This window comes from Streptomyces sp. NPDC104309, from assembly GCF_055584025.1.
Genome location: NZ_JBVJMV010000005.1, coordinates 18,066 through 38,580, shown reverse-complemented (window position 1 = coordinate 38,580; position 20,515 = coordinate 18,066). Strand labels below are relative to the sequence as shown.

General features: G+C 71.2%; 23 protein-coding genes. 11 read left to right on the top strand and 12 right to left on the bottom strand.

The genetic code is table 11. From position 1 onward, the window contains the following. The first annotated feature begins 23 nt into the window (after positions 1–23). Positions 24–395, top strand: a complete 372-nt coding sequence (locus tag ACZ68L_RS08755; protein ID WP_469575375.1) for a hypothetical protein — start codon at positions 24–26, stop codon at positions 393–395. Positions 396–414: 19 nt separating this feature from the next. Here the strand turns inward: ACZ68L_RS08755 and ACZ68L_RS08750 are convergent, their stop codons facing one another. From ACZ68L_RS08750 to ACZ68L_RS08740, 3 genes are all read right to left on the bottom strand, one after another. Continuing rightward, positions 415–2,100: a thiamine pyrophosphate-binding protein gene (locus ACZ68L_RS08750; protein WP_469575373.1), complete on the bottom strand. Its 1,686-nt coding sequence runs from the start codon at positions 2,098–2,100 to the stop codon at positions 415–417. Further along, positions 2,097–3,065 (bottom strand): agmatinase, encoded by a 969-nt coding sequence (gene speB / locus ACZ68L_RS08745; RefSeq protein WP_469575371.1) that lies wholly within the window; start codon positions 3,063–3,065, stop codon positions 2,097–2,099. Before speB ends, ACZ68L_RS08750 begins: the two co-directional genes overlap by 4 nt. A gap of 68 nt (positions 3,066–3,133) precedes the next feature. After that, a complete protein-coding gene (locus tag ACZ68L_RS08740) occupies positions 3,134–4,639 on the bottom strand; it encodes a sodium:solute symporter family protein (RefSeq protein ID WP_469575369.1) in 1,506 nt (501 codons plus the stop codon). Between the two features lie 121 nt (positions 4,640–4,760). Here ACZ68L_RS08740 and ACZ68L_RS08735 point away from each other — a divergent pair, with 121 nt between their 5' ends. The 6 genes from ACZ68L_RS08735 to ACZ68L_RS08710 all read left to right on the top strand — a co-directional run bounded on the left by ACZ68L_RS08735 (position 4,761) and on the right by ACZ68L_RS08710 (position 8,842). Continuing rightward, a complete protein-coding gene (locus tag ACZ68L_RS08735) occupies positions 4,761–6,245 on the top strand; it encodes a PucR family transcriptional regulator ligand-binding domain-containing protein (RefSeq protein ID WP_469575367.1) in 1,485 nt (494 codons plus the stop codon). A gap of 196 nt (positions 6,246–6,441) precedes the next feature. Next, a complete protein-coding gene (locus ACZ68L_RS08730) occupies positions 6,442–6,777 on the top strand; it encodes an ArsR/SmtB family transcription factor (RefSeq protein ID WP_469575365.1) in 336 nt (111 codons plus the stop codon). After that, positions 6,778–7,491: a cation efflux transmembrane domain-containing protein gene (locus ACZ68L_RS08725; protein WP_469575363.1), complete on the top strand. Its 714-nt coding sequence runs from the start codon at positions 6,778–6,780 to the stop codon at positions 7,489–7,491. It abuts the gene before it with no gap. Positions 7,492–7,509: 18 nt separating this feature from the next. Next, positions 7,510–7,848 (top strand): hypothetical protein, encoded by a 339-nt coding sequence (locus tag ACZ68L_RS08720; protein WP_469575361.1) that lies wholly within the window; start codon positions 7,510–7,512, stop codon positions 7,846–7,848. Positions 7,849–7,883: 35 nt separating this feature from the next. Continuing rightward, positions 7,884–8,549, top strand: coding sequence for a class I SAM-dependent methyltransferase (locus ACZ68L_RS08715; RefSeq protein WP_469575359.1), 666 nt, complete (start codon positions 7,884–7,886; stop codon positions 8,547–8,549). Positions 8,550–8,560: 11 nt separating this feature from the next. Then, complete coding sequence (locus ACZ68L_RS08710; protein WP_469575869.1) at positions 8,561–8,842, top strand: sulfurtransferase TusA family protein; 282 nt, start codon at positions 8,561–8,563, stop codon at positions 8,840–8,842. Between the two features lie 301 nt (positions 8,843–9,143). Here the strand turns inward: ACZ68L_RS08710 and ACZ68L_RS08705 are convergent, their stop codons facing one another. Next, on the bottom strand, positions 9,144–9,569 hold the full coding sequence (locus tag ACZ68L_RS08705) for a nuclear transport factor 2 family protein (protein WP_469575358.1): 426 nt from the start codon (positions 9,567–9,569) through the stop codon (positions 9,144–9,146). An 87-nt stretch (positions 9,570–9,656) separates the two neighbouring features. Between ACZ68L_RS08705 and ACZ68L_RS08700 the strand changes: the two genes are divergently transcribed. Further along, positions 9,657–10,223 (top strand): TetR/AcrR family transcriptional regulator, encoded by a 567-nt coding sequence (locus ACZ68L_RS08700; protein ID WP_469575357.1) that lies wholly within the window; start codon positions 9,657–9,659, stop codon positions 10,221–10,223. Between the two features lie 114 nt (positions 10,224–10,337). Here ACZ68L_RS08700 and ACZ68L_RS08695 read toward each other — a convergent pair whose 3' ends face one another. From ACZ68L_RS08695 to ACZ68L_RS08670, 6 genes are all read right to left on the bottom strand, one after another. Next, positions 10,338–11,594: a lanthionine synthetase LanC family protein gene (locus tag ACZ68L_RS08695; RefSeq protein WP_469575356.1), complete on the bottom strand. Its 1,257-nt coding sequence runs from the start codon at positions 11,592–11,594 to the stop codon at positions 10,338–10,340. A gap of 91 nt (positions 11,595–11,685) precedes the next feature. Next, positions 11,686–11,838: a hypothetical protein gene (locus ACZ68L_RS08690; RefSeq protein ID WP_469575354.1), complete on the bottom strand. Its 153-nt coding sequence runs from the start codon at positions 11,836–11,838 to the stop codon at positions 11,686–11,688. A 92-nt stretch (positions 11,839–11,930) separates the two neighbouring features. Further along, the gene (locus ACZ68L_RS08685) at positions 11,931–12,764 is read right to left on the bottom strand and encodes a thiopeptide-type bacteriocin biosynthesis protein (protein ID WP_469575351.1); all 834 of its coding nucleotides are present in this window, start codon (positions 12,762–12,764) and stop codon (positions 11,931–11,933) included. Between the two features lie 816 nt (positions 12,765–13,580). Next, positions 13,581–14,516, bottom strand: coding sequence for a hydroxymethylbilane synthase (gene hemC / locus ACZ68L_RS08680; RefSeq protein ID WP_469575350.1), 936 nt, complete (start codon positions 14,514–14,516; stop codon positions 13,581–13,583). Between the two features lie 18 nt (positions 14,517–14,534). Next, positions 14,535–14,705, bottom strand: a complete 171-nt coding sequence (locus ACZ68L_RS08675) for a hypothetical protein (protein ID WP_469575348.1) — start codon at positions 14,703–14,705, stop codon at positions 14,535–14,537. A gap of 310 nt (positions 14,706–15,015) precedes the next feature. Next, positions 15,016–15,363: a hypothetical protein gene (locus tag ACZ68L_RS08670; RefSeq protein WP_469575347.1), complete on the bottom strand. Its 348-nt coding sequence runs from the start codon at positions 15,361–15,363 to the stop codon at positions 15,016–15,018. Between the two features lie 341 nt (positions 15,364–15,704). Here ACZ68L_RS08670 and ACZ68L_RS08665 point away from each other — a divergent pair, with 341 nt between their 5' ends. Beyond that, a complete protein-coding gene (locus ACZ68L_RS08665) occupies positions 15,705–16,502 on the top strand; it encodes a helix-turn-helix domain-containing protein (RefSeq protein ID WP_469575345.1) in 798 nt (265 codons plus the stop codon). After that, positions 16,495–16,716, top strand: a complete 222-nt coding sequence (locus tag ACZ68L_RS08660; protein ID WP_469575344.1) for a DUF397 domain-containing protein — start codon at positions 16,495–16,497, stop codon at positions 16,714–16,716. The genes ACZ68L_RS08665 and ACZ68L_RS08660 overlap by 8 nt, the downstream gene beginning before the upstream one ends. A 123-nt stretch (positions 16,717–16,839) precedes the next feature. On the opposite strand, the gene ACZ68L_RS08655 is transcribed toward ACZ68L_RS08660, so the two are convergent. Further along, a complete protein-coding gene (locus tag ACZ68L_RS08655; RefSeq protein WP_469575342.1) occupies positions 16,840–17,934 on the bottom strand; it encodes a CU044_5270 family protein in 1,095 nt (364 codons plus the stop codon). Then, positions 17,931–18,614, bottom strand: a complete 684-nt coding sequence (locus ACZ68L_RS08650) for an RNA polymerase sigma factor (RefSeq protein ID WP_469575339.1) — start codon at positions 18,612–18,614, stop codon at positions 17,931–17,933. The genes ACZ68L_RS08655 and ACZ68L_RS08650 overlap by 4 nt, the downstream gene beginning before the upstream one ends. Positions 18,615–18,758: 144 nt before the next feature. Here ACZ68L_RS08650 and ACZ68L_RS08645 point away from each other — a divergent pair, with 144 nt between their 5' ends. Beyond that, positions 18,759–20,324, top strand: a complete 1,566-nt coding sequence (locus tag ACZ68L_RS08645) for a serine protease (RefSeq protein WP_469575336.1) — start codon at positions 18,759–18,761, stop codon at positions 20,322–20,324. Positions 20,325–20,515 lie beyond the last annotated feature (191 nt).

The window sequence follows — 20,515 nt, the reverse complement described above, 5'->3', positions numbered from 1 at the left end:
CCCATGAGGAGGTTCACGAAGTCATGTCCGAAGCCCAGCCGAGCACCGCCTACCGCTGCGGTCAGCTGTACGCGACCCTGCACGTCCTGTGTTCCGTCGGTACCGGCGACCGGGCGCTGGACAAACAGGAGGCCCGGGACAAAGTGCTGAAGCGGCCGGAGGAGCATCTCAGGCCCCCGCTGAGCAAGGCGGCGCATTACTTGATGGAGGCCCGGCGGAAGGGGTCGGACCGCGGAAAGGCCGCCGGCGAACTGTTCCGCGCCATAGCGGACTTCATACCGGCCAACGGCAAACTCCCCACCACTCTCGGAGAAGGAGAGAGGGGGGAGTTCACCAAGGGCTTCCATCAGCAGATGGCCGATTACGCACCCGTGCACGGCCGTCTGATGACCTGACGCACGGGGCCCGGCGCGGTCACAGATGCGTCGGCTCGAACATCCTCAGCAGGGCCGGGAGCACGACCACCGAAGGGCCCGGCTCGGCGAAGGACTTCGCCAGGTCGGCGGCGAGCGTCCCGGGGGTCGTGCGGACCGCCGGAACGCCGAAGGACTCGGCGAGGGCGACGAAGTCGGGGCGGGCGAGTTCCGTCGCCGTGGCCTCGCCGAAGGCGCCCGTCATGTACTCGCGCAGGATGCCGTAGCCGCCGTCGTCGACGATCAGCCAGGTGACCGGCAGGTCGTACTGGCGGGCCGTGGCCAGCTCCGCGATCGAGTACATCGCGCCGCCGTCGCCGGAGACCGCCAGCACCGGCCTCGTACGGTCGGCCGTCGCCGCGCCGAGGGCGGCGGGGAAGCCGTAGCCGAGGCCGCCCGCGCCCTGGGCCGAGTGCATCGTGTTCGGATGGCGGGCGTCGAAGGCGGACCAGGCCCAGTAGGCCAGGATCGTCATGTCCCAGAAGCTGGGTGACGCGTCGGGCAGCGCCTGGCGGACCGAGGCGATGAGCTGCTGCTCCAGGGTGAGTTCCTGGCCGGCGATCCGGTCGCGTACCGCTGCGAGGACCGTACGGACCCGGTCCGGCGCCGACGGGTCCTCGCGGCGGTCGACCGCGTCGAGGAGGTCGGACAGGGCCTCGCGGGCGTCGGCGTGGATGCCGAGCGCGGGGTGGTTGGACTCCAGCTTGCCGGCGTCGGCCTCGATCTGGACGACCCGGCCGCGCGGGGCGAACGTGTGGTAGTTCGAGGAGAGTTCACCGAGTCCGGAGCCGACGACCAGCAGCACGTCGGCGGACTCCAGGAAGTCCGTCGTGTGGCGGTCCTCCAGCCAGGACTGGAGCGAGAGCGGGTGCTCCCACGGGAAGGCGCCCTTGCCGCCGAAGGTGGTGACGACGGGTGCGTCGATCTTCTCCGCGAGCGCGAGCAGCTTGCCGGACGCGTCGGAGCGTACGACTCCGCCGCCCGCGATGATCGCCGGGCGTTCCGCCTTCGACAGCAGGTCGGCCGCGACGGCGGTCAGTTCGGGACGGGCGTGCAGTGCGCGAGGGGTGGCGTCCATCGCCGTGACGACGGGCAGCGTGGTCTCGGCGAGGAGTACGTCCTGCGGGATCTCGACCCAGACCGGACCGTGCGGGGCGGTCAGCGCGGACTCCCAGGCGGCCGCGATCGCCGACGGGATCTGGGAGGCCGTACGAACGGTGTGGACCGACTTCACGACATCGCGGAACGACGCCTTCTGGTCCCTCAGTTCGTGCAGGTAGCCGTGGCGTCCGCCGCCCAGTCCCGCGGTCGGGATCTGGCTGGAGACGGCCAGCACGGGGGCCGAGGCCGCCGCCGCCTCCTGGAGCGCGGCGAGGGAGGTGAGCGCCCCGGGGCCGGTGGAGAGCAGCAGCGGGGCGACCTCGCCGGTGATCCGGCCGTAGGCGTCGGCGGCGAAGCCCGCGTTGTTCTCGACCCGCAGGCCGATGTAGTTCAGCGACGAGCGGCGCAGCGCGTCGAACATGCCCAGCGCGTGCTGGCCGGGCAGACCGAAGACGGTGGTCGCGCCGAGGCCCTGGAGGGTTTCGACGACGAGGTCTCCGCCGTTGCGTCCGGCCGGGGGGTTCAGAGCGGCCGCGATCTGCTCGGGGGTGAGCTGCGGCCGCTCGTCGTGGTGGTCGTGGCTCACTTCGTGCGGGCCTCTGCGATCTGGCGGGACATGATTGTCGTCAGCTCGTACGCCGTGTGGGAGGCGGCGACGGAGGTGATCTCGGCGTGGTCGTACGCGGGGGCGACCTCGACCAGGTCGGCGGAGACCAGGTTGCAGGAGGACAGACCGCGGACGATTTCGAGCAGCTCTCGGGAGGTCAGACCGCCGGCCTCCGGGGTGCCGGTGCCGGGGGCGTGCGCCGGGTCCAGGACGTCGATGTCGATGGAGATGTAGAGCGGCCGGTCACCGATGCGCTGACGGAGCTGGTCGGCGACCTCGTCGACACCGCGCCGCATGACGTCGGCGGAGGTGACGATGCCGAAGCCCATCTTCGCGTCGTCGTCCAGGTCCTGCTTGCCGTAGAGCGGGCCGCGGGTGCCGACGTGGGAGAGCGCGGAGGTGTCGAGGATGCCCTCCTCGACGGCCCGGCGGAACGGGGTGCCGTGGGTGTACTCGGCGCCGAAGTACGTGTCCCAGGTGTCGAGGTGGGCGTCGAAGTGGAGCAGGGCGACGGGGCCGTGCTTCTTCGCGACGGACCGCAGCAGCGGCAGCGCGATGGTGTGGTCGCCGCCGAGCGTCATCAGACGGGCGCCGGTCGCGAGGAGATCGTCGGCCGCGGCCTCGATCGTCTCGACGGCCTCGTTGATGTTGAACGGGTTCGCGGCGATGTCACCGGCGTCGGCGACCTGCGCGAGGGCGAACGGCGAGGCGTCCTGCGCCGGGTTGTACGGGCGCAGCAGGCGCGACGCCTCACGGATCGCGTTGCCGCCGAAGCGGGCACCGGGGCGGTAGGAGACACCCGTGTCGAAGGGCACGCCGACGACGGCGACATCGGCGGTGCCGACCTCGTCGAGGCGGGGCAGCCGGGCGAACGTCGCGGGTCCGGCGTACCGCGGGACGCGGGAGGAGTCGACGGGACCGCGCGGCGTTTCGTTGCTGCTCATGGCGGGTGCCTTTCTTGTTGCGATACGGGTGACGCGGAGGTGGTACGCGCTTTGTGGGCGTTCGTACGTTATTCGAATGTGGCGGACGCGGTGGAGTGCGGGGTCCCCACGGCGGCGGCGGTCTTCTCGGCCGTCGGCCCGTCCTGGTCCGCCCGCCCCGCCAGCCGCTCGCGCCAGACGGCCAGTACGGCCTCGTCGGTGGGCTTCGTCGCCAGGGAGACGATCACATACACCGCGAGCGAGGCCAGCAGCCCGTAGTAGACGGGTTCGTTGGCGAGGATTCCGTACGTCGCCATCAGGCCGATCACGGCGACGCCACCGACCGACACCGCGGCCAGCGCGCCCGCCGCGGTTCCGCGGCGCCACAGCAGTCCGCCGAGGATCGGCACCAGCAGGCCGCCGACGAGGAGGTTGTACGCGACGGTCAGGGCCTCGACCACGTTGTTGAGCACGATGGCGATGGCGATGACGCCGACGCCCATGACGAGGATGAAGACCCGGTTGCCCTTCACCTCGTCGTGCTCCTCGCCACCGCCCCGCGACACCGCGCCTCGCAACCGCGACCAGATGTCGTTGTTGGCGACGGTCGCGCAGGCGATCAGCGCACCGGAGGAGGTGGACATCACCGCGGCCAGCGCGGCGGCGAGGACCAGTCCCCGCACACCGACGGGCAGTTCGTCCTTGACGATGGTCGCGAACGCGGCGTCCGCACTGGACAGGTTCGGGTACATGACCTTGGCGGCGGTGCCGATGACGGCGCCCGCGACCGCGTACACCAGACAGTACGTACCGGCGACGGTGCCGCCCCAGCGGGCCGTCCGGTCGCTCTTCGCGGTGAACACCCGCTGCCAGATGTCCTGGCCGATCAGCATGCCGAAGGTGTAGATCAGCACATACGTGAAGATCGTCTCGCCGCCGATGCCCAGCGGGTCGAAGTACTCGGTGGGCAGCTTGGCCTTCATCTCGCTGAAGCCGCCCGCCTTGATCACCGCGATGGGGAGCAGGAGCAGCAGCACACCGATGGTCTTGACGACGAACTGCACCATGTCGGTGAGCGTGATCGACCACATGCCGCCGAGCGTCGAGTACGCGACGACGATGGCGCCGCCGAGGATGATCGCGACGGTCCGGTTCACGTCGAAGAGGACGTCGAAGATGGTGGCGTACGCGATGGTCGAGGTGACCGCGAGCATCAGCGTGTACGCCCACATGACGACACCGGAGATGAGCCCGGCCCGGCCGCCGTAGCGCAGGTCGAGCATCTCGGAGACGGTGTAGACCTTCAGCCGGGCGATGCGCGCCGAGAAGAAGACGGAGAGGGCCAGCAGTCCGAGGCCGATGGTGAAGACCATCCAGGCGCCGGAGAGCCCGTACTGGTAGCCGAGGCCGACACCGCCGATGGTGGAGGCGCCGCCGAGAACGATGGCGGCCATCGTGCCGGAGTACATCCAGGGGCCGAGGCGGCGCCCGGCCACCAGGAATTCGCTCTTGGACTTGGCGCGGCGCATGCCCCACCAGCCCATGGCGAGCATGCCGGCCAGATAGACGATGATCACCGCGTAGTCGACAGCCATGGGCTTCCTCCGTTTCAGTCATGTGCGCTCGTCGTATGTGGTGAAGACGGTAGGTGGCCCGCAAGCGACGCTGAAGTGTACGTTTCATCCATAATTGAAATCCTCGATGGATGGACCGTCCATGCCGGAAGCCTCGGCCGGGGTCGCCCCGCCCAGTCCCCCTCCCCTCTCCGCTCCCCCCACGCCCCCGATCCCGCTCACGGAGCTGCTCGCCCGTGAGGAGCTCGGGCTGCACCGGATCGCGGGTCCGGCCGAGGCGGATCTGTTGTGGGTGCACACCTCGGAGATGGCCGACCCGTACCCGTATCTGCTCGGCGGTGAGCTGCTGCTGAGCGCCGGGGTGCTGCTCAAGGACCCGGACGCCTATGTGGCCCGGCTGGTGGAGGCGGGGGCGGCGGCGCTCGGTTTCGGGGTGACGCCGGTGTTCGACACGGTGCCGCAGGCGCTGATCGAGGCGTGCGACCGGCATGGGCTGCCGCTGGTGGAGGTGCCGCCCGAGACCCCGTTCACGACGATCGCGCGGGCGGTGTGGCGGCTGATGGCCGAGGCCCGGCACCGCGAGCTGCGCCGGGTGACCCGGGCCCAGCAGGCCCTGGCCACGGCGGCGGCCAGGCCGGACCCGATCCCCGCGGTACTGCACCAGCTGGCGGCCCAACTGGAGGGCCGGGCGGTGCTGCTCTCCGCCGACGGCGAGGAACTGCACGCGTCGGGCCGCCGCCCGGCCCCCGACATCGGGGCTGCGCTGACCCGGCTCACCCGGGTGGTCTCCACCGTGACGCGCCCCGCCCCGACGTCCGCCACCGACACCCTGCGTAAGGCACACCTGTCCGCGTACGCGCTGGGCGGCGGCCAGGGCCTCGTCCTGGCACTGGCGACGGACCGGCGCGAGGCGGGCGACCACACCATCGCCGGGGTCGCGGTCGTCCTGCTCTCCCTGCTGGCCGCCCCGCACCAGGGCGCCGACGCGGCGGGCCGGTCGGCCGCCCTCGTCCGGATGCTGCTGGGCGCGGACCCGCAGGACGTCGCGCCGCTGCTCGGCTGCGCCGAGCAGTGGACGGTGGTGCGCGCGCGCCGCAGCGGCGACGGCCCGGTCGACCCGCTCACCGCCGGCGCGCTGGGCGCCGCCCTCGGCTCGGCCCTGGTCGACGCGGGCCGGGGCCGCGACGCCGTCAGGGTGCTGGTCCCCGGCGGCGACCGGATCACCCCGCAGCCCGGCTGGACGCTCGGCGCCTCCTCCCCCGCACCCATCACGGCACTCGACCTCGCCGACGGCCAGGCGACCCGCGCCCTGGGCCGCGCCGTGGCCACCCGCACCCCGCTGGCCCACCACCACACCGGCGCCGGAGCCGGCCTGGCCGCCCTGATCCCTCCCGACCAGGCGGAGGCCCACGCCCGCGCCCTCCTCGCCCCGCTCACCGAGCCCCTGGCCGAGACCCTGCGCTGCTGGCTGAGCCTGCACGGCAGCTGGGACCGCACGGCCACCGCCCTCCAGGTCCACCGCAACACGGTCCGCCAGCGCATCGCCCGCTGCGCGACGCTGCTGGACGCGGACCTGGACGACATGGACGTACGGACGGAGCTGTGGTTCGCGTTGCGGCAGCGGTGAGCCGACGACACTCCTGACATACCGACACCACACCGCCCGTCGGCCCCAGTTGGCCGAGGTGCGGGCCAAACGATGCGGCTGCACCGGGATGCCGAGGCCAGGGGCCTCACCCCGCCCACGGCGCGGAGGCGAGCAGCCGTATCGGCGACAACGATCCACGCATTGCTGAATTCACGAATTCATGTACTGTCATGGTGTGCTGACTCTCGCCGCTGACATCGAGGTGCTGGCGCGGTTCGGTCGCGCCCTCGCCGACCCCATCCGCTGCCGCATACTGCTCGCCCTGGGGCAGGCCCCGGCCTACCCGGCCGACCTCGCCGACTCTCTGCAGATCTCCCGGACCCGGCTGTCGAATCACCTCGCGTGCCTGCGCGACTGCGGCCTGGTCGTGACCGTCCCCGACGGCCGGCGCACCCGCTACGAGCTCGCCGACGAACGTCTCGGGCACGCCTTGGACGACTTGCGCAACGCCGTCGTCGCCGTCGAGGCCGACCGTACCTGCGTCGAGGCGGACGAGAAGGGATGCTGCTGAATGACCGCGGTATCACTCGGCCCGAGCCCGGCCCGCCGTGATGCGCTGACCCGACGCATCCGCCTGCTGGTCGCCGCGACCATCGCCTACAACGTCATCGAGGCAATCGTCGCGATCACCGCCGGCACCGTCGCCTCCTCCACCGCGCTGATCGGCTTCGGGCTCGACTCCGTCATCGAGGTGTCCTCCGCCGCAGCCGTCGCCTGGCAGTTCTCCGCGACCGACCACGCCGTCCGCGAAGCCCGCGAGCAGCGCGCGCTGCGGATCATCGCCGTCTCCTTCTTCGCCCTCGCGCTGTACGTGAGCGTCGACTCCGTGCGCGCGCTGACCGGATCCGGCGATGCCGACCGCTCCGTCCCCGGCATCGTCGTCGCCGCGCTCTCGCTGGCGATCATGCCGTTCCTGTCCGCGGCCCAGCGCAAGGCCGGCCGGGAACTCGGCTCCGCCTCCGCCGTCGCCGACTCCAAGCAGACCCTGCTCTGCACCTACCTCTCCGCCGTGCTCCTGGCCGGCCTGCTGGCCAACCTGGTGCTCGGCTGGTCCTGGGCCGACCCGATCGCCGCCCTTGTCATCGCCGCCATCGCCGTCAGGGAAGGCCGTGATGCCTGGCAGGGCAAGGGCTGCTGCGCCCCAAGCTCCGCCCCCACGACGCCGGCCGCCGCCTCGGAGGCCGACCCGTGCGGCTGCCGCCCCGGCGGCGACTGCCGCACCTGATCCCGACGGGAACACAACATGCACAACGACGCCATGAAGATCGAACTGCTGGTCGTGCCCGACTGCCCGAACACCCGGACCGCCGCCGACCGCCTCCATCAGGAGCTCGCCGGGCTGGGCCTGCACGATGTGACGTTCCGGACCCGCACTCTCACCACCCAGGCCGAGGCGGAGGCCGCGCACTTCACCGGCTCGCCGACGATCCTGATCGACGGACGTGACCCCTTCGCCGAGCCCGGCCGGGCCCCGGGACTGACCTGCCGCATGTACCGGACCCCGGACGGCCTGGCCGGCGTACCAACGGCCGACCAACTGCGCCAGGCCCTGGCCGACGCCCTCCGGGACGACACGGCCTAGGCTGTCGGGGAATCCGGAAAGGGAAGAAAGCGGATATGAGCGACGGCGCCGAGGAGCTGGCCGAGACACAACGGCAGCACTGGCAGAACACCTACACCTCCCACCCGGGCATGTACGGCGAAGAGCCCTCCGCCCCCGCCGTCCACGCCGCCCGGGTCTTCCGCGCGGCCGGAGCGAAGGACGTGCTGGAGCTGGGCGCCGGACACGGCCGCGACGCCCTCTGGCTCGCCCGCCAGGGATTCAGCGTCCGGGCCGCCGACTTCAGCCCCGTCGGCCTGGAACAGCTGCGCCGGGCCGCGCTGTCCCAGGACGTCGCCGAGCGGGTGACCACCACGGTCCACGACGTACGCGAGCCCTTGCCGCTGCCGGACGCGTCCGTGGACGCGGTCTTCGCGCACATGCTGCTGTGCATGGCCCTGCCCACCGAGGAGATCCACGGCCTCGTGCGTGAGGTCCGTCGGGTGCTGCGGCCCGGCGGGACCTTCGTCTACACCGTCCGGCACACCGGCGACGCCCATTACGGCACCGGCATCGCCCACGGCGACGACATCCACGAACACGGAGGCTTCGCCGTGCATTTCTTCCCCCGCCGTCTGGTCGACTCCCTCGCCGACGGCTGGACACTCGACGAGGTCCACGCCTTCGAGGAAGGCGACCTGCCCCGCCGCCTGTGGCGCGTCACCCAGACCCTGCCCCGGTGAGCGGCGACCTGATGCCCCCGGCGGACATCACCGTTGACGGCGCCGGACTGCTGTGCGTCACGCTCCTGCTGCGTCTTCGCAGGCAGATCGAGGGAGCGCCGCCGGGGACCGTGGTGCACGTGATCGCGACGGACCCGGCCGCACCCCTCGACCTGCCGGCCTGGTGCCACATGGTCGGCCACGACTACCTGGGCCCGGTGCCCGGCGAACGCCCGGTGTACGCGCTCCGGCTGACCGCGGACGCCCACCCCACCCTCGCTGACGCACCTTGGCACCCGGTCCCGACTCCGTGAACGCAAGCCTGCTCGACGGCGAAACAGGAGGGATCCTCCAGGACGGCCGGGACAGAACCTGACAGCACGGCAGCAGTCGCCCGGGCTTGACGTGTCCTCGCTGTCCTCGCCGGCATCGCGCCGCAAAAAAGTACCCTTCGCTCCGCCGAAGGTCACTTTCAGCAATCTCACAAGCAGAGCCATGAGGCACCGACCGAGAGCGATCGTGTCCCGTCTTCAGGGACCTGGTCTCATCTCAAGGGATCTGGTCCGATTCACCTTGGGTCTCAGGTGACCTGGTCCGCCCCTGTCGGTCCGGCCTTCATCCTCTGGCGCCGACGACTCCCAAGCCGTCCATGTAGTCGCGGACCCGCGTGATCAGTCCGCTGTGGACGTGGAGCATCAGGAGACCGGGGACGGTGAAGGTGGTGCGTCTGGTCGGCAGCGTTGCTACCACGACATGCTCAGCGATGATCACTTCCGGATCGGCGGTCTCGTGGGCTGCGGTCTTCCTGATCTCCTCCACCCGGACGGGGCTGGCGCCCCAGGCCACCCGGTATCCCGCACGCACGGCCTCGCGCCCCTCGTAACGCGGGGGAAAGCCAGGAGAGGTGAACGGGAACTCGTGCACCGCGTCCACGGCATACAGGTCGGCGAGATCGTCTGCGGACTTGTCGAGCATGGCCTGGTAGTAGCAGGCCAGCACCTCGCGAGGGGTGCGGAGGGCAGGTGTCTCCAGGTCCGGCACAGGGATCACTCCATTCACTCAACACGCGTTGACCCAACCACCGTAGGAGTCGGCCGAGGGTTCGGTCAACGGCTGTAGAGTGAATTAGTGCCCTCCCCTCACCGGTCCCGCGCCGACCGCCGCCGAGCCACCGAACTGCGCATCCTCAACAGCGCCCGGGAGCTGTTCGCCGAGAAGGGATTCGATCGCACCACCATCCGCGCCGTGGCGACCGCGGCAGGCGTCGACCCGGCTCTCGTCATGCAGTACTTCGGCTCGAAGCGCGAGCTCTTCACCCAAACGGTGCAGGCGTTCCCCACACTGCCGGCAGCCACTGACACCGACGCGCTCGTCGATCAGCTGCTGGCCACGCTCGACCTCAAGCTCGGCGGCCTTCCCGAGGGCACGCTGGTGATGTTGCGCTCCATGCTCACCGACCCGACAGCAGCCGATCACGTCCGCGCCACCCTCGATCGGCAGATCGACAGCGTCAGCGCTGCCCTGCCCGCAGCCGAGTACCCCGAGCTGCGCGCCGCACTGGTCATCGCCACCTTGCTGGGCGTCACCATCGGCCACCAGTTCCTCGGCCTGGCCGCTCTGCGTGACGCCCCGGCCGACCGCATCGCCGACCTGCTCCGCCCGGCGTTCAAGGCCCTGGCAGGACCGCCGGGCTGAAATAAAGGACTACAGGCGTGGCCGGCGATCCGGGCGTAAGAGTCCTTGCCGTGCCGGGCCGAATACCTCCACCAGCGCGGACGGCGGCTGTGACGCGGCGGGACGCTGCCGTCACTACCGCAGCCCGAAGCAGGGCAGCCAGTCGCGCGAGGCGTTGTGGTCGGCGGTGAGGAGGGCGCCCAGTGCGCCCGGGGCTCCGTCGAGCAGCGAGGTGCGAGCCGCCGAGGTCCGGCCGGGCCGGGTGGTTCGGGGTCCGCCGGAGGTGAGCGCCGCCGGGAGTCGTCGGCCCAGGTGATCGGCCAGGCGGTCGCCGAGCGCGGCGGCGGCCGGCAGGCGGGCCCATCGGTGGAAGGCGTCCGCCACGGCCAGCACGCCCGCCGCACCGTGACACAGCCCGAGTCGGTCCGTCAGGGGATCGCCGAAGAGGTCGAGGTCCTCGTCGTACCGCTCCGCGAGGGTGGTGAACGCGGTCGCCGCCCAGTCGGCCGTCGACCTGTCGCCCAGGGCGTCGGCCGCGTCCCACAGCGCCCAGGTGACACCGGGGGTGCCGTAACACCACGCCTGGCGGGCTCGTGCCCCTGAAGGAGGCAGGCCGTCGAGCCCCGCCGGGTCCCAGCTACGGATGGACCGGTCGTCGTCGAAGGACTGCCGTACCAGCCAACGGGTGGCGCCGCGCAGGGCGTCCAGCAGCTCCTGCTCCGGGCCGACGCGGCGGACGGCGGCGGTGAGCGCGGCGACGAGCCCCGCCACGCCGTGCCCCATGCCGGTGTTCACCCGGCCCTGCATCCAGCCCAGGCCCGGGTGGCCGGAATACTGGCCGGCGCGCAGTCGACGCAGGTCACCGCTGTCGCACAGCTCCGTCAAGTGGACTGTGAATGGCAGGAGTTCGCTCCGTCTCGGCTGGGGCGTGCCGACGCAGAGCGCCAGCAGTGTGCCGGACGGTCCGCTGATGAGGTCGTAGTCGGACAGGCCGACGTCCGCCGCCCGCCAGGGGCGCGTCCCCGCCCTGTCCAGCAGGTGGTCGCGCAGCCGGTCGGCGGCGCGGTGCAGGGGTGGGTGGATGCGGGCGCCGAGTCGCAGGCCGACGAGCGTTCCGGCCAACCCGCCGTCGTACAGCCCGGAATGGCAGGCGCCGCGACCGATGGTCCGCGCCCACGTGGCCACCGCGCGTCCGGCGCTCGCCGCCGCCACGGGGTCGGGTGTCCGCGCCGCCGGGCCGCGCGTCTCGGCGACCAGACTGGCCAGTACGGGAATGCCGGGGTCGGGCGTCGCGTGCCCGCCCTCGGAGAAATCGTCGAACAGTCGGACGGCGGTTCGGATGGCGCTGTCGAGAGCCGCGCGGCGCGACGCGGCCTGGCTGCCTGGGTGCATCGGAGCTCCTCGTCGGGGGAGCCACCCGGATCGGGTCCGGGTGACTCCGTTCAACTCGGCGGTGGACAGGTGATGTCCGGGTGGAGAGCCGTCAGCAGTTGACGGTGGATCCACCGAAGGTCGAGTCGCAGACGAGGACCGAGCCGCACGCCAGGCTGTCGACGGCGGGCAGCTCGGTGCCGGTGATCCGCTCGTCCGGTTCGTCGATCAGGGGGTCGAGGTCGGTGCGTTCCATGATGGGCATGACGCTTCCTCCTGTTTCCTTCCGGAGCGGCAGCGCCGAGGAACCGGCCCTCGGTCGCGGCGTGACGGGAGTGGACTCGGGCGTCGGTCATCTCAGTCCCCCGCCCCGTCGTCGGCCAGGGCCTCGGCGAGCAGGCTCTGCCGGGCGTACGACAGCCGTCCCCGGTTCCAGTGGAAGATCACGGCGTGGGCGGCGGCGCGGCGCGGTCCACGCACCACGTCACCGGCCTCGAAGTAGCCCGTGCGCCAGCGATCCGCGGCCCGGCGTACCGCCTCGCCGTGGAGCTCCTGCGACGCGCGCCAGGCCTCGGGCATCGCGTCCAGCAGTTGTGCGCGCGGCCGTTGCCAGTAGGTGCGGATGCCCTGGGCGGCCTGGCGGAGCGCGACGTCCCAGGGGCCGCCGGCCAGGGCGCGTCCGGTGTCCGTGCGCACCGCCTCCCAGACGCCCCGGTGCTCCCGGCCGACGATCCCCAGGCCGTCGAACATCTCGCGGAGCAGCAGGAGGGAGAGGCGCCAGTCGGCCGGCGCCTGCCCGTCACCGTCCCCGCATCGGGCGTAATGGTCGAGCCAGGCCAGCGAGTCCGCCGTGAACACCTCGTGCACCCACGGCATGGAGGCGGGCCCGCCGAAGAGATAGGACTCCGGCTCGTACACCGCGCACACCGGCGGGGCGGCCAGCCCGTCGAACCATGCGAGCTGGTCGAGGAGTTCGGCCCGCAGGGAGAAGGCGGCGCCCGCCCCGGACGCCTGGAAGCGCACCCGCAGGCCCGGGGGCTTGTGCATGTAAAAAAACGCGCGTGCGGCATGCGCGTCGAGGAGGTCGCGTGCGGCGTCGGCGAGCCAGTCGTACAGGCTCGGCCAGGCACGGGAACGCGGGGTCAGGTTCACCTGTACCCAGTTCGCCTCCGGGTGTTCCACCCCCTGCATGGGCCCCTCCGTGTGTCGCGGTTCCGGCACTGCAGGGCCCCTCACGGACCGCGGTGCGTTGGCTGCGGATGCGTCCGGGACATCGGGAGAAAGCCCTTGGTTTCGCTCTGTGTCGCCCGCGGGTTCACAGGATGCGGTGGAGGCCGCAACGCTCGCCGGTCGAACCGGATGCGCGGGGGGTGGGTGGCCGAAGCCGTCCTGCTCGCTGGTGTCGGGCCTCCCAGACCCTTCACCCACCTCAGTTCCCGCTTTGCCACCAACTGAAAGAGATATTTCAATTAGTCACATGATGAACGGGTGTGCGCTTGGCGCGTCCATGAGGAACACGCGTAGTCGGCTGCGCCGTCGCACGGATCGGCATTCATGGTCACTCCCATTGCCTGGTGGGGGGCGTCGGGCGAGCAGGCAGCGGCGAGGAGGGACCGCAGCCTGGAACGCAGCGACCGGCCGAGCCTCTCTCGCGCAAGCGCCGGCGCGCCCGTCAGTCGAACTCGCTCAAGCGCCCTCACCAGCCCAGTCGCCCCATGCACGACGTGGAGTCCGCTCGGTTCACGAAGGCGGCCGATCTGTGCGAGATGAGCAAAGCCGCGTTTCTTCCTGCGTCGACAAGAGGAGTCTCTGCGACGTTCGAGTAGTGCGCAGGGGTTTCAACCGGAATGGATCCGGGTCCGCCCGCAGTTGGTAGCGCGTGACGGGTATGGTGCCGACTCCGCCGTGGAGGCGTCGCCGCTACTGAGGGTATGGGGGCGCCCAGGTTCGTCGGCCGGATCCGCGCTCGGGCCGCTTCAGGCGGGGGATGAGCCCTGGGCTGAGGGCTCAGTGGGCAATGCCGTCAATCAGCTCCCGCGCCCCCTGACGCAGCAGGGCAACGGCAACGGACGTGCCGAGCGTGGCGGGGTCGAGACGGCCGGCCCACTCGTGCGCGTTCAGGACCGTTTTTCCGTCGGGCGTGAAGACCTTGGCCCGCAGCGAAAGTTCGCCGTTGCCTTCGACCCGGGCGTATCCCGCGATGGGGCTGTTGCAATGCCCCTGCAGGACGTGGAGGAACATGCGCTCGGCAGTGGTCTCGCGATGCGTGGCGGGGTCGCCGAGTGGGCTCACGAGGTCGATGAGGGCGGTGTCACCCTCGCGGCATTGCAGGGCGAGGACCCCGGCCCCGATCGGCGGGCACATCGCCTCGGGCGACAGGATCTCTGTGATCACGTCGGTGCGACCGATGCGGTCCAGCCCGGAAGCGGCCAGGAGCAGTGCGTCTGCCTCCCCTGCGGCGAGCTTCTCCAGGCGCCGGTTCGCGTTGCCGCGCATCGGCACGCAGACGAGGTGTGGGTGGGACGCGGTCAGCTGGGCGATGCGCCGTACGGACGAGGTGCCGATCCGGGTGCCGTGCGGGAGCTGGTCGAGGTGGAGGCCGCCGGGGTGGATGAGCGCGTCGCGGATGTCGTCGCGTTTCAGGAAGGCGGCGAAGGTGGTGCCGGCGGGCAGGGGCCGGTCGGCGGGGACGTCCTTGACACAATGCACCGCGAGATCGGCCTCGCCCGCGAGCAGCGCCTGGTCGACCTCTTTGGTGAACGCGCCTTTGCCTTCGACCTGGGCGAGGTCGCCCATCCATTTGTCACCGGTCGTTTTGACCGGCACAACTTCGGTGGCGGTGGCGGGGTGGAGCGCGGCCAGCTCGGCACGGACGCGCTCCACCTGGGCAAGGGCCATAGGCGAGTCGCGGGACACGATGCGGATCAGCTCAGGGGCGGACATGCCGCCCACGATAGTCCGTCAGATACGTGTTCCGACGAGCACCCCGGATGCCCATGTCGCGGCTGTTCCAAGCAAGTTGGCATGCTCGGGCAGTTGTGCGAGGAAGCTGTCGACGCGCGGCTGATGGTCGCTGGGCCATGTGGGTTGCGGCAGCAGGTCGTCGACGACGTAGAGGCCGCCCGGCGTCATGAGGCCGATGAGGTCGTCCAGGCGATGGAACTTCCCTGGTCGGCAGTCGACGTAGGCGGTGGCAGAGCGGCGTGACCGCCAACGGGACGCGGCCTGATTCTGCGGTGGGGCGCGCCCTTGTCGGCCTGGTGCTGCTCGCCGAACTGAGAGTGAACGGGGCACTGGACATGGGGGGCTGTGCGACGACTCCGAACCCGCTATGTACGCCGGGCCCGCTCACCGATCTGGTCACCACGGATCTCTCGTGCGGCTTCGCAGCCGCCTCCGGCCCAGGACGCGAGGGGCATCACCGGGCCGGGGCATGGTGAATTCAGGACTCCGAAGGACACGCGTCGGCGTCCGGGACGCCGGGACCCCGGCCGGAGGACCGGAGGCGAAGGCCCCTGCTCTCGGCGATGCGGCACACATCGCGCAGCGCCTCGGCCATGCGGGCCACGACATAGCGGAGCTGCACCGACGTGACCTCGGAATCGTCGAACATGTCGTCGACGTGATCGAGGAGTTCAGCGGCCATGCCGAGTTGCACGCTCTCGACGTTGTCGGCGACGCGGGAGACGTATCCGGTCCCGTCACCGATGACGTAACACGGGTTCCCGTCCACGCCGGACCACGGAAGCAGACGTACCAAATCGGAGTCCTGGGCGTTCGGGGCGATCACGCGGTCACCTCGACACCATGGATCGGGCGAGGCGCGACGCCGACGCCTGGCGCGGGGTGTACGCCTGCGGTCGGCTCGGCACGATACGAGTCCATGGGCTGGTGGCACCCCTGGGCGGGCCACAGGAACCGCAACAGCGGCTCAAAAGCATCGGCGATACAGCACAGCACGTCGTCAACTCCGTTGAGGTAGATGGCCGTTTTCCCGGACCGTGTGACGGCAGCGGTCGACGTCCGGACGAGCCACCGCTGTGTAGCGATCCACTCACAGAGTGAGACGGCGCGGACTAGGCTCGCCAGGGGGTTCCAGGTGACAGGCCCTTTGGCGCACGGGAGTTGACCATGAGTAATACCTATGGGGATTGGCTGAAGGCGCAGCGGGAAGCGGCCGGACTGACGCAGCAGGAGCTGGCCGAGGCGGCGATCATGACGCGGTCGCACATCTCACACATCGAGGCGGGGCGCCGCATCCCGTCCGAGGAGGACGCCCGGCGCCTGGACAAGGCCCTCAACACGGGTGATGTGTTGAGCAGCTTCCTGCCGAGCAAGAACGACGGCACCGTCGCCAACCATTTCGAACCCGTGCGCCAGCTCGAACCCCAGGCCACGATGATCAGGGAGTTCGCCCTGAACTTCGTGCCCGGCATCCTTCAGACGGAGAGATACGCTCGCGCGGTCCTCGGCTCGGCGTTCCCGCCCACGAGCGCCGAGGAGCGTGACAAGAACGTCGTCACACGCCTTGAACGGGCCAGGATCCTGAGCGACCCGGTGACGCCCGTCGTCTGGGCGCTGCTGGACGAGGGGGTGCTGCGTCGCCCCGTAGGCGGGCCGGGCGTCATGGCGGAACAGCTCATGCACATCGTCCGCTTGGCCGAGACCGAGCGCATCCGCGTACACGTGATGCCGTTCGCACTGGGCTTACACCCCCTCATGGACGGCATGCTCACGCTGATGTGGTTCGAGGACCAGCCACCGTTGGCGTACAGCGAGGGCTTATCCATGGGTAAGGTGCAGGATTCTCCGTCCGTGGTACGGAAGTTGCAGAGCCGATACGATCTGGCCCTGAGCGACGCCCTGCCGCTGAAGGAGTCGCAAGCCCTGCTGAGGACGGCAGCGAAGGAGTACGGACACCATGACTGAGCGCGCCATCCCGGACGCGTCCACGTTGAGCGGCTGGCACAAGTCGTCGTACAGCTCAAGCGCGAACGACAGCTGCGTCGAGGTGTTGGACGGTCACCCCTCCGGCGTCCCCGTCCGCGACTCCAAGGTCCCGCACGGCCCCGCCCTCGTCTTCCCGGCAGCCGGTTGGTCGGCCTTCGTCGCCGCGGTCAAGGACAACACCTTCCCCGCCTGATACTCCGGCGTCCAGCGAACGTCCCATCGCCGGCCCGCAACGGAGGCGGACCGGCGACGGAGCTGCGGGACGGGGATACGGAACGGAGCCGTTCAGGCCACGCGAGTGTGCAGAGCTGCCGTGTTACGCCGTCGTCGGGGCGGGAGTCTCGCCGGTACGGTCGACCGCGGCCTTGGTGAGGACCGCGGAGATGCCGACAACGGTTCCGGCCGGGCCGGCGTCGCCGGATTCGGTGAGGACCGTGCGCTCGCCGAGGAACGCGTACGTGGTCCGGTCGAAGATCCACTGCGTCTGCTGCCCGTGTGCCGTACGGGCGACGGCGACACCCTCGCGTCCTGCGGCGTCGGTGGCCGCATCGATCACGGTGACTCCGGGGATCTTCGCGGCGGCCTGGTAGAGCGCGGCGCCGACCTGCGGGGGTGCCCAGGTCTCGGCCAGCAGGTCGCCGATCGCGGTGAACGCTCGCTGGTCCGGGTCCTGGCCCTGCCCGTGGGTCTCGTCCCGGATCAGCTTCAGCAGGGCGTCCGGGTCGGTGGGCAGCGACGCGACGTACTCGTGCGTCGGGTCGCTGATCGACGCGGCCTTCTTGTGTGCGGTGCGCGGCCGGGGCGTCGCCCCTCGGCCGTCGAGGTCGTAGACCGGTGCGTCATCGCCGAGCGAGGAGTCGGGCTCGCCCTCCTCGCGCAGCAGACCGGGGCGGCTGCCGTCGGCGGACAGCCACACCTGCCGCGTGTGCGCGGCAGGCATGGTCACCTTGCCGCCCCCGGCGCTCTGCCCGGCGAAGGCGACCTTGCTCTCGATGTACACGAACTGGTCGGCGCGGACCGTCGGTTGCCTCTCCCCGGCGGCGGCGAGTGCGATGCGGTCGAGGAGCTGTGCCGCTTCGGACGTGCCGGGGGTGCGGCCGCCCGAGGCCGCGGTGGGGCCGTGCCCCGGCGAGTCCGCGAGGTTGACCACCACGACGCCGCCGACCGCCAGGGCGCAGGCGACAGCGGGCACCATGACCCGGACCAGACGTCGGCGCGGGCGCGAGACCTGGGGGGAGAGGCCTCCGCGCGGTTCGGCGACGGCGGCCTCGCGCAGCAGCGCTTCCTTCAGCAGCAGTTCACGGTCGGGGTCCAGGCCGGGGACCGACGGCGGGGGCATCAGTGCGGTGAGGCCGGGGCGTTCGGTCTCCTCGGACCGGTCGTGCGTGCGGCGCCGCGAGGTGAGGTTCATCCGTGGTTCTCCTGGGTCAGCAACGGGGCCACGGGGGTGCGGCCCGGCAGCGGCTTGTCGGGGGTGGTGGGGTTGCTGGTGGCGGGGGCTCCGCTTCCCGCCGCCGGTGGCCGTTCGGTTCCGGCCCGCGTGTCCGGCGCGCGTGTGGCGCGGGTTTCGGCCTCGGTGAGCTCGCGCAGTCGGGTGCGGGCGCGGGACAGGCGCGACCGGACGGTGCCGACCGGCACGCCGAGCGCCTCGGCCGCTGCCGCGTAGTCCAGGCCGGCCCACACCACCAGCGTGAAGACCTCCCGGTCCCGGCGCCGCAGGCGGGCGAGGGCGGCGTGCGCGGCACGCAGTTGCTCGGTGTCCGCGAGGTGCGTGACGAGGTCGTCGGCGAAGTCCGGGATCGAGCCGCGTTCCGGGACGCGGGCGAGCGCGATCTCGCGGCATCGGCGTGCGCGTGCGTTGCGGCGCATGATGTTGGTGGCGATGCCCAGCAGCCACGGGCGCAGACCGTCCCCGTCGGGGCGCAGCTTCTCCCGGCTGCGCCACGCCTCCAGGAAGGTCGCCGAGACGACGTCCTCGGCCTCCGCCCAGTCGCCCGTCACCCGCAGGGCATAGCGGTACACCACTTGGGCGTGCTCGTCGTACAGCTCCCCCAGGGCGTCGCGATCTCCGCGGCGGAAGCGATTCCTCATGAGTGATTCCACACTCTGCACTGCCGCGTCCGTTGCGCCGGTTCCGGTGACGTGCGCCACACGCGTGCCCGCCCCGGGGTCACGCCCCGCATCCGTGTGACTCAGCTCACGGGAACGGCGGCGCCCGGCAGTGCAGTGCACGTCATGAACAGTTCTTCCGTATCCCGCCGGAGCGCGCTCCGGACACTCGCTCTCGCCGTCGCCCTGGTCAGCAGCACGACGCCCGCGTGGAACACCGCCGCCTTCGCCGCGGAGCCGGCGACGTACACCCTCACGATCAATCACCTCGACCGCACCGGCCACAGGACGGCGGACTACACCACCCACGTCACCGGAGTCTCCGGGCCGGGTGCCGACGAGGCCGTCCAGCCGTACGACGCCTCCGGCACGACCACCGTGCGTCTGCCCAAGGGCCGGTATCTCCTGGACAGTTCCCTGACCACCGGCACGGCGGCGGACGGCACGGACTGGGTCGTCCAGCCGCGCCTCGACCTCGACCACGACACCACCGTCACCGTCGACGCGCGGACCACCGCCCCCGTCGACGTACGGCCGCCCGACCGCTCCGCGAGGTTCCAGCACAGCGCGATGTTCGTCCAGGTCGAGCACGACGGCGCGGTCGAGAGCGCCAACCTGGTCAACGGCACACCGAACCTGCGCGTCGCGCATCTGGGCCCCGACAGCGAACCCGGCTCGGTGAAGCAGTGGTTCGACTCCTACTGGACGAGCGACACCGTCGGCTACGCGCTCGGCCACACCTTCACCGGCAGCCGCGCCCTGACCGGGCTCGTCCGGCACCCCGCCGCGAAGGACCTGGCCACGGTGCAGATCCGCGGCGCGGCGCGGCCGGGCACCGAGGGGAGGGCGACCGTCGACCTGCAACCCACTGCCGGACCGACCCTCGGCGTCACCCAGGCCCTGTCGGTCCCCGCGACCGCCACCTACCTCGTGACGCCCGAACGCGGCACCTGGGACCTCACCTACTGGGCCCCCAACGCGCCCGGCGCGGCATCGAACCGCTACAGCGCCGACGGCATCGCCGTGCGCGCCGGAAGCACGACCACCCACACCTTCGACAACGCCGTCTTCGGCCCTGATCTCACCGACCGCCCCGGCATCGTGCGCGACGGCAACCGGCTCGCCGTCGATGTCCCGCTGCTCGCCGACGGCGACGGCCACGTGCCGTCGTCACCGTCGTACGACACGGCGTCGACCACCCTGCACCGCGACGGTGTGCTCGTCGGGACGAAGACCGGCACCCCCGGAAAGGCCGGGTTCACCGTGGCGCCGGGGCGCGCGGCGTACCGGCTCACCAGCACGGTGAAGCGCGGCGGTGCGCCCGGCGTCGCCACGCGGGTGACCACGTCGTGGACCTTCACCTCGGACACGACGACGGGTCCGGTCCCGGTGCCGGTGAGCGCCGTGCGGTTCTCGCCCGAACTCAGCCCGACCGGCACCGCGGTGGCGAACGAGACGCTCCGTGTCCCGGTCACCGTGCTGGGCGCCGCCGCGAACGGACGCACACGTTCGATGGCGGTCTCGATGTCCGTGGACGGTGGCACGTCGTGGACCCGGGTCCCGGTCGAGCGGGGCGCCGTCACGATCCACAACCCGCGCGCGGGCACCGGCGTCTCTTTGCGCGCCGCGCTGACCGACACCGAGGGGAACACCCTCACCCAGACCGTTCTCGACGCCTACCGCACGCAGTGAACCCGTGAAGCCTGCACCCATGACCCCGTAGTCCGGGCAGGCGAACGGCGGCCGTGCGCGCCGGTGTACACAGGGGCGTCCCGAGCCGTGACACACGCTTCGGGCGCCCCTCCCTCCGCCCTGCCTTCTGCGACCACAGCCGTGACACGGTATTGATCACCAAGAGTGCCCGATCCGTCACACACGGGAAT

Coding starts and splice junctions, on each gene's coding strand:
- ACZ68L_RS08755 (WP_469575375.1), top strand. CDS start 24: ATGTCCGAAGCCCAGCCGAGCACCGCCTACCGCTGCGGTCAGCTGTAC.
- speB (WP_469575371.1), bottom strand. CDS start 3,065: ATGAGCAGCAACGAAACGCCGCGCGGTCCCGTCGACTCCTCCCGCGTC.
- ACZ68L_RS08740 (WP_469575369.1), bottom strand. CDS start 4,639: ATGGCTGTCGACTACGCGGTGATCATCGTCTATCTGGCCGGCATGCTC.
- ACZ68L_RS08735 (WP_469575367.1), top strand. CDS start 4,761: ATGCCGGAAGCCTCGGCCGGGGTCGCCCCGCCCAGTCCCCCTCCCCTC.
- ACZ68L_RS08725 (WP_469575363.1), top strand. CDS start 6,778: ATGACCGCGGTATCACTCGGCCCGAGCCCGGCCCGCCGTGATGCGCTG.
- ACZ68L_RS08720 (WP_469575361.1), top strand. CDS start 7,510: ATGCACAACGACGCCATGAAGATCGAACTGCTGGTCGTGCCCGACTGC.
- ACZ68L_RS08715 (WP_469575359.1), top strand. CDS start 7,884: ATGAGCGACGGCGCCGAGGAGCTGGCCGAGACACAACGGCAGCACTGG.
- ACZ68L_RS08710 (WP_469575869.1), top strand. CDS start 8,561: ATGCCCCCGGCGGACATCACCGTTGACGGCGCCGGACTGCTGTGCGTC.
- ACZ68L_RS08695 (WP_469575356.1), bottom strand. CDS start 11,594: ATGCACCCAGGCAGCCAGGCCGCGTCGCGCCGCGCGGCTCTCGACAGC.
- ACZ68L_RS08690 (WP_469575354.1), bottom strand. CDS start 11,838: ATGCCCATCATGGAACGCACCGACCTCGACCCCCTGATCGACGAACCG.
- ACZ68L_RS08685 (WP_469575351.1), bottom strand. CDS start 12,764: ATGCAGGGGGTGGAACACCCGGAGGCGAACTGGGTACAGGTGAACCTG.
- hemC (WP_469575350.1), bottom strand. CDS start 14,516: ATGTCCGCCCCTGAGCTGATCCGCATCGTGTCCCGCGACTCGCCTATG.
- ACZ68L_RS08675 (WP_469575348.1), bottom strand. CDS start 14,705: ATGACGCCGGGCGGCCTCTACGTCGTCGACGACCTGCTGCCGCAACCC.
- ACZ68L_RS08665 (WP_469575345.1), top strand. CDS start 15,705: ATGAGTAATACCTATGGGGATTGGCTGAAGGCGCAGCGGGAAGCGGCC.
- ACZ68L_RS08660 (WP_469575344.1), top strand. CDS start 16,495: ATGACTGAGCGCGCCATCCCGGACGCGTCCACGTTGAGCGGCTGGCAC.
- ACZ68L_RS08655 (WP_469575342.1), bottom strand. CDS start 17,934: ATGAACCTCACCTCGCGGCGCCGCACGCACGACCGGTCCGAGGAGACC.
- ACZ68L_RS08650 (WP_469575339.1), bottom strand. CDS start 18,614: ATGAGGAATCGCTTCCGCCGCGGAGATCGCGACGCCCTGGGGGAGCTG.
- ACZ68L_RS08645 (WP_469575336.1), top strand. CDS start 18,759: ATGAACAGTTCTTCCGTATCCCGCCGGAGCGCGCTCCGGACACTCGCT.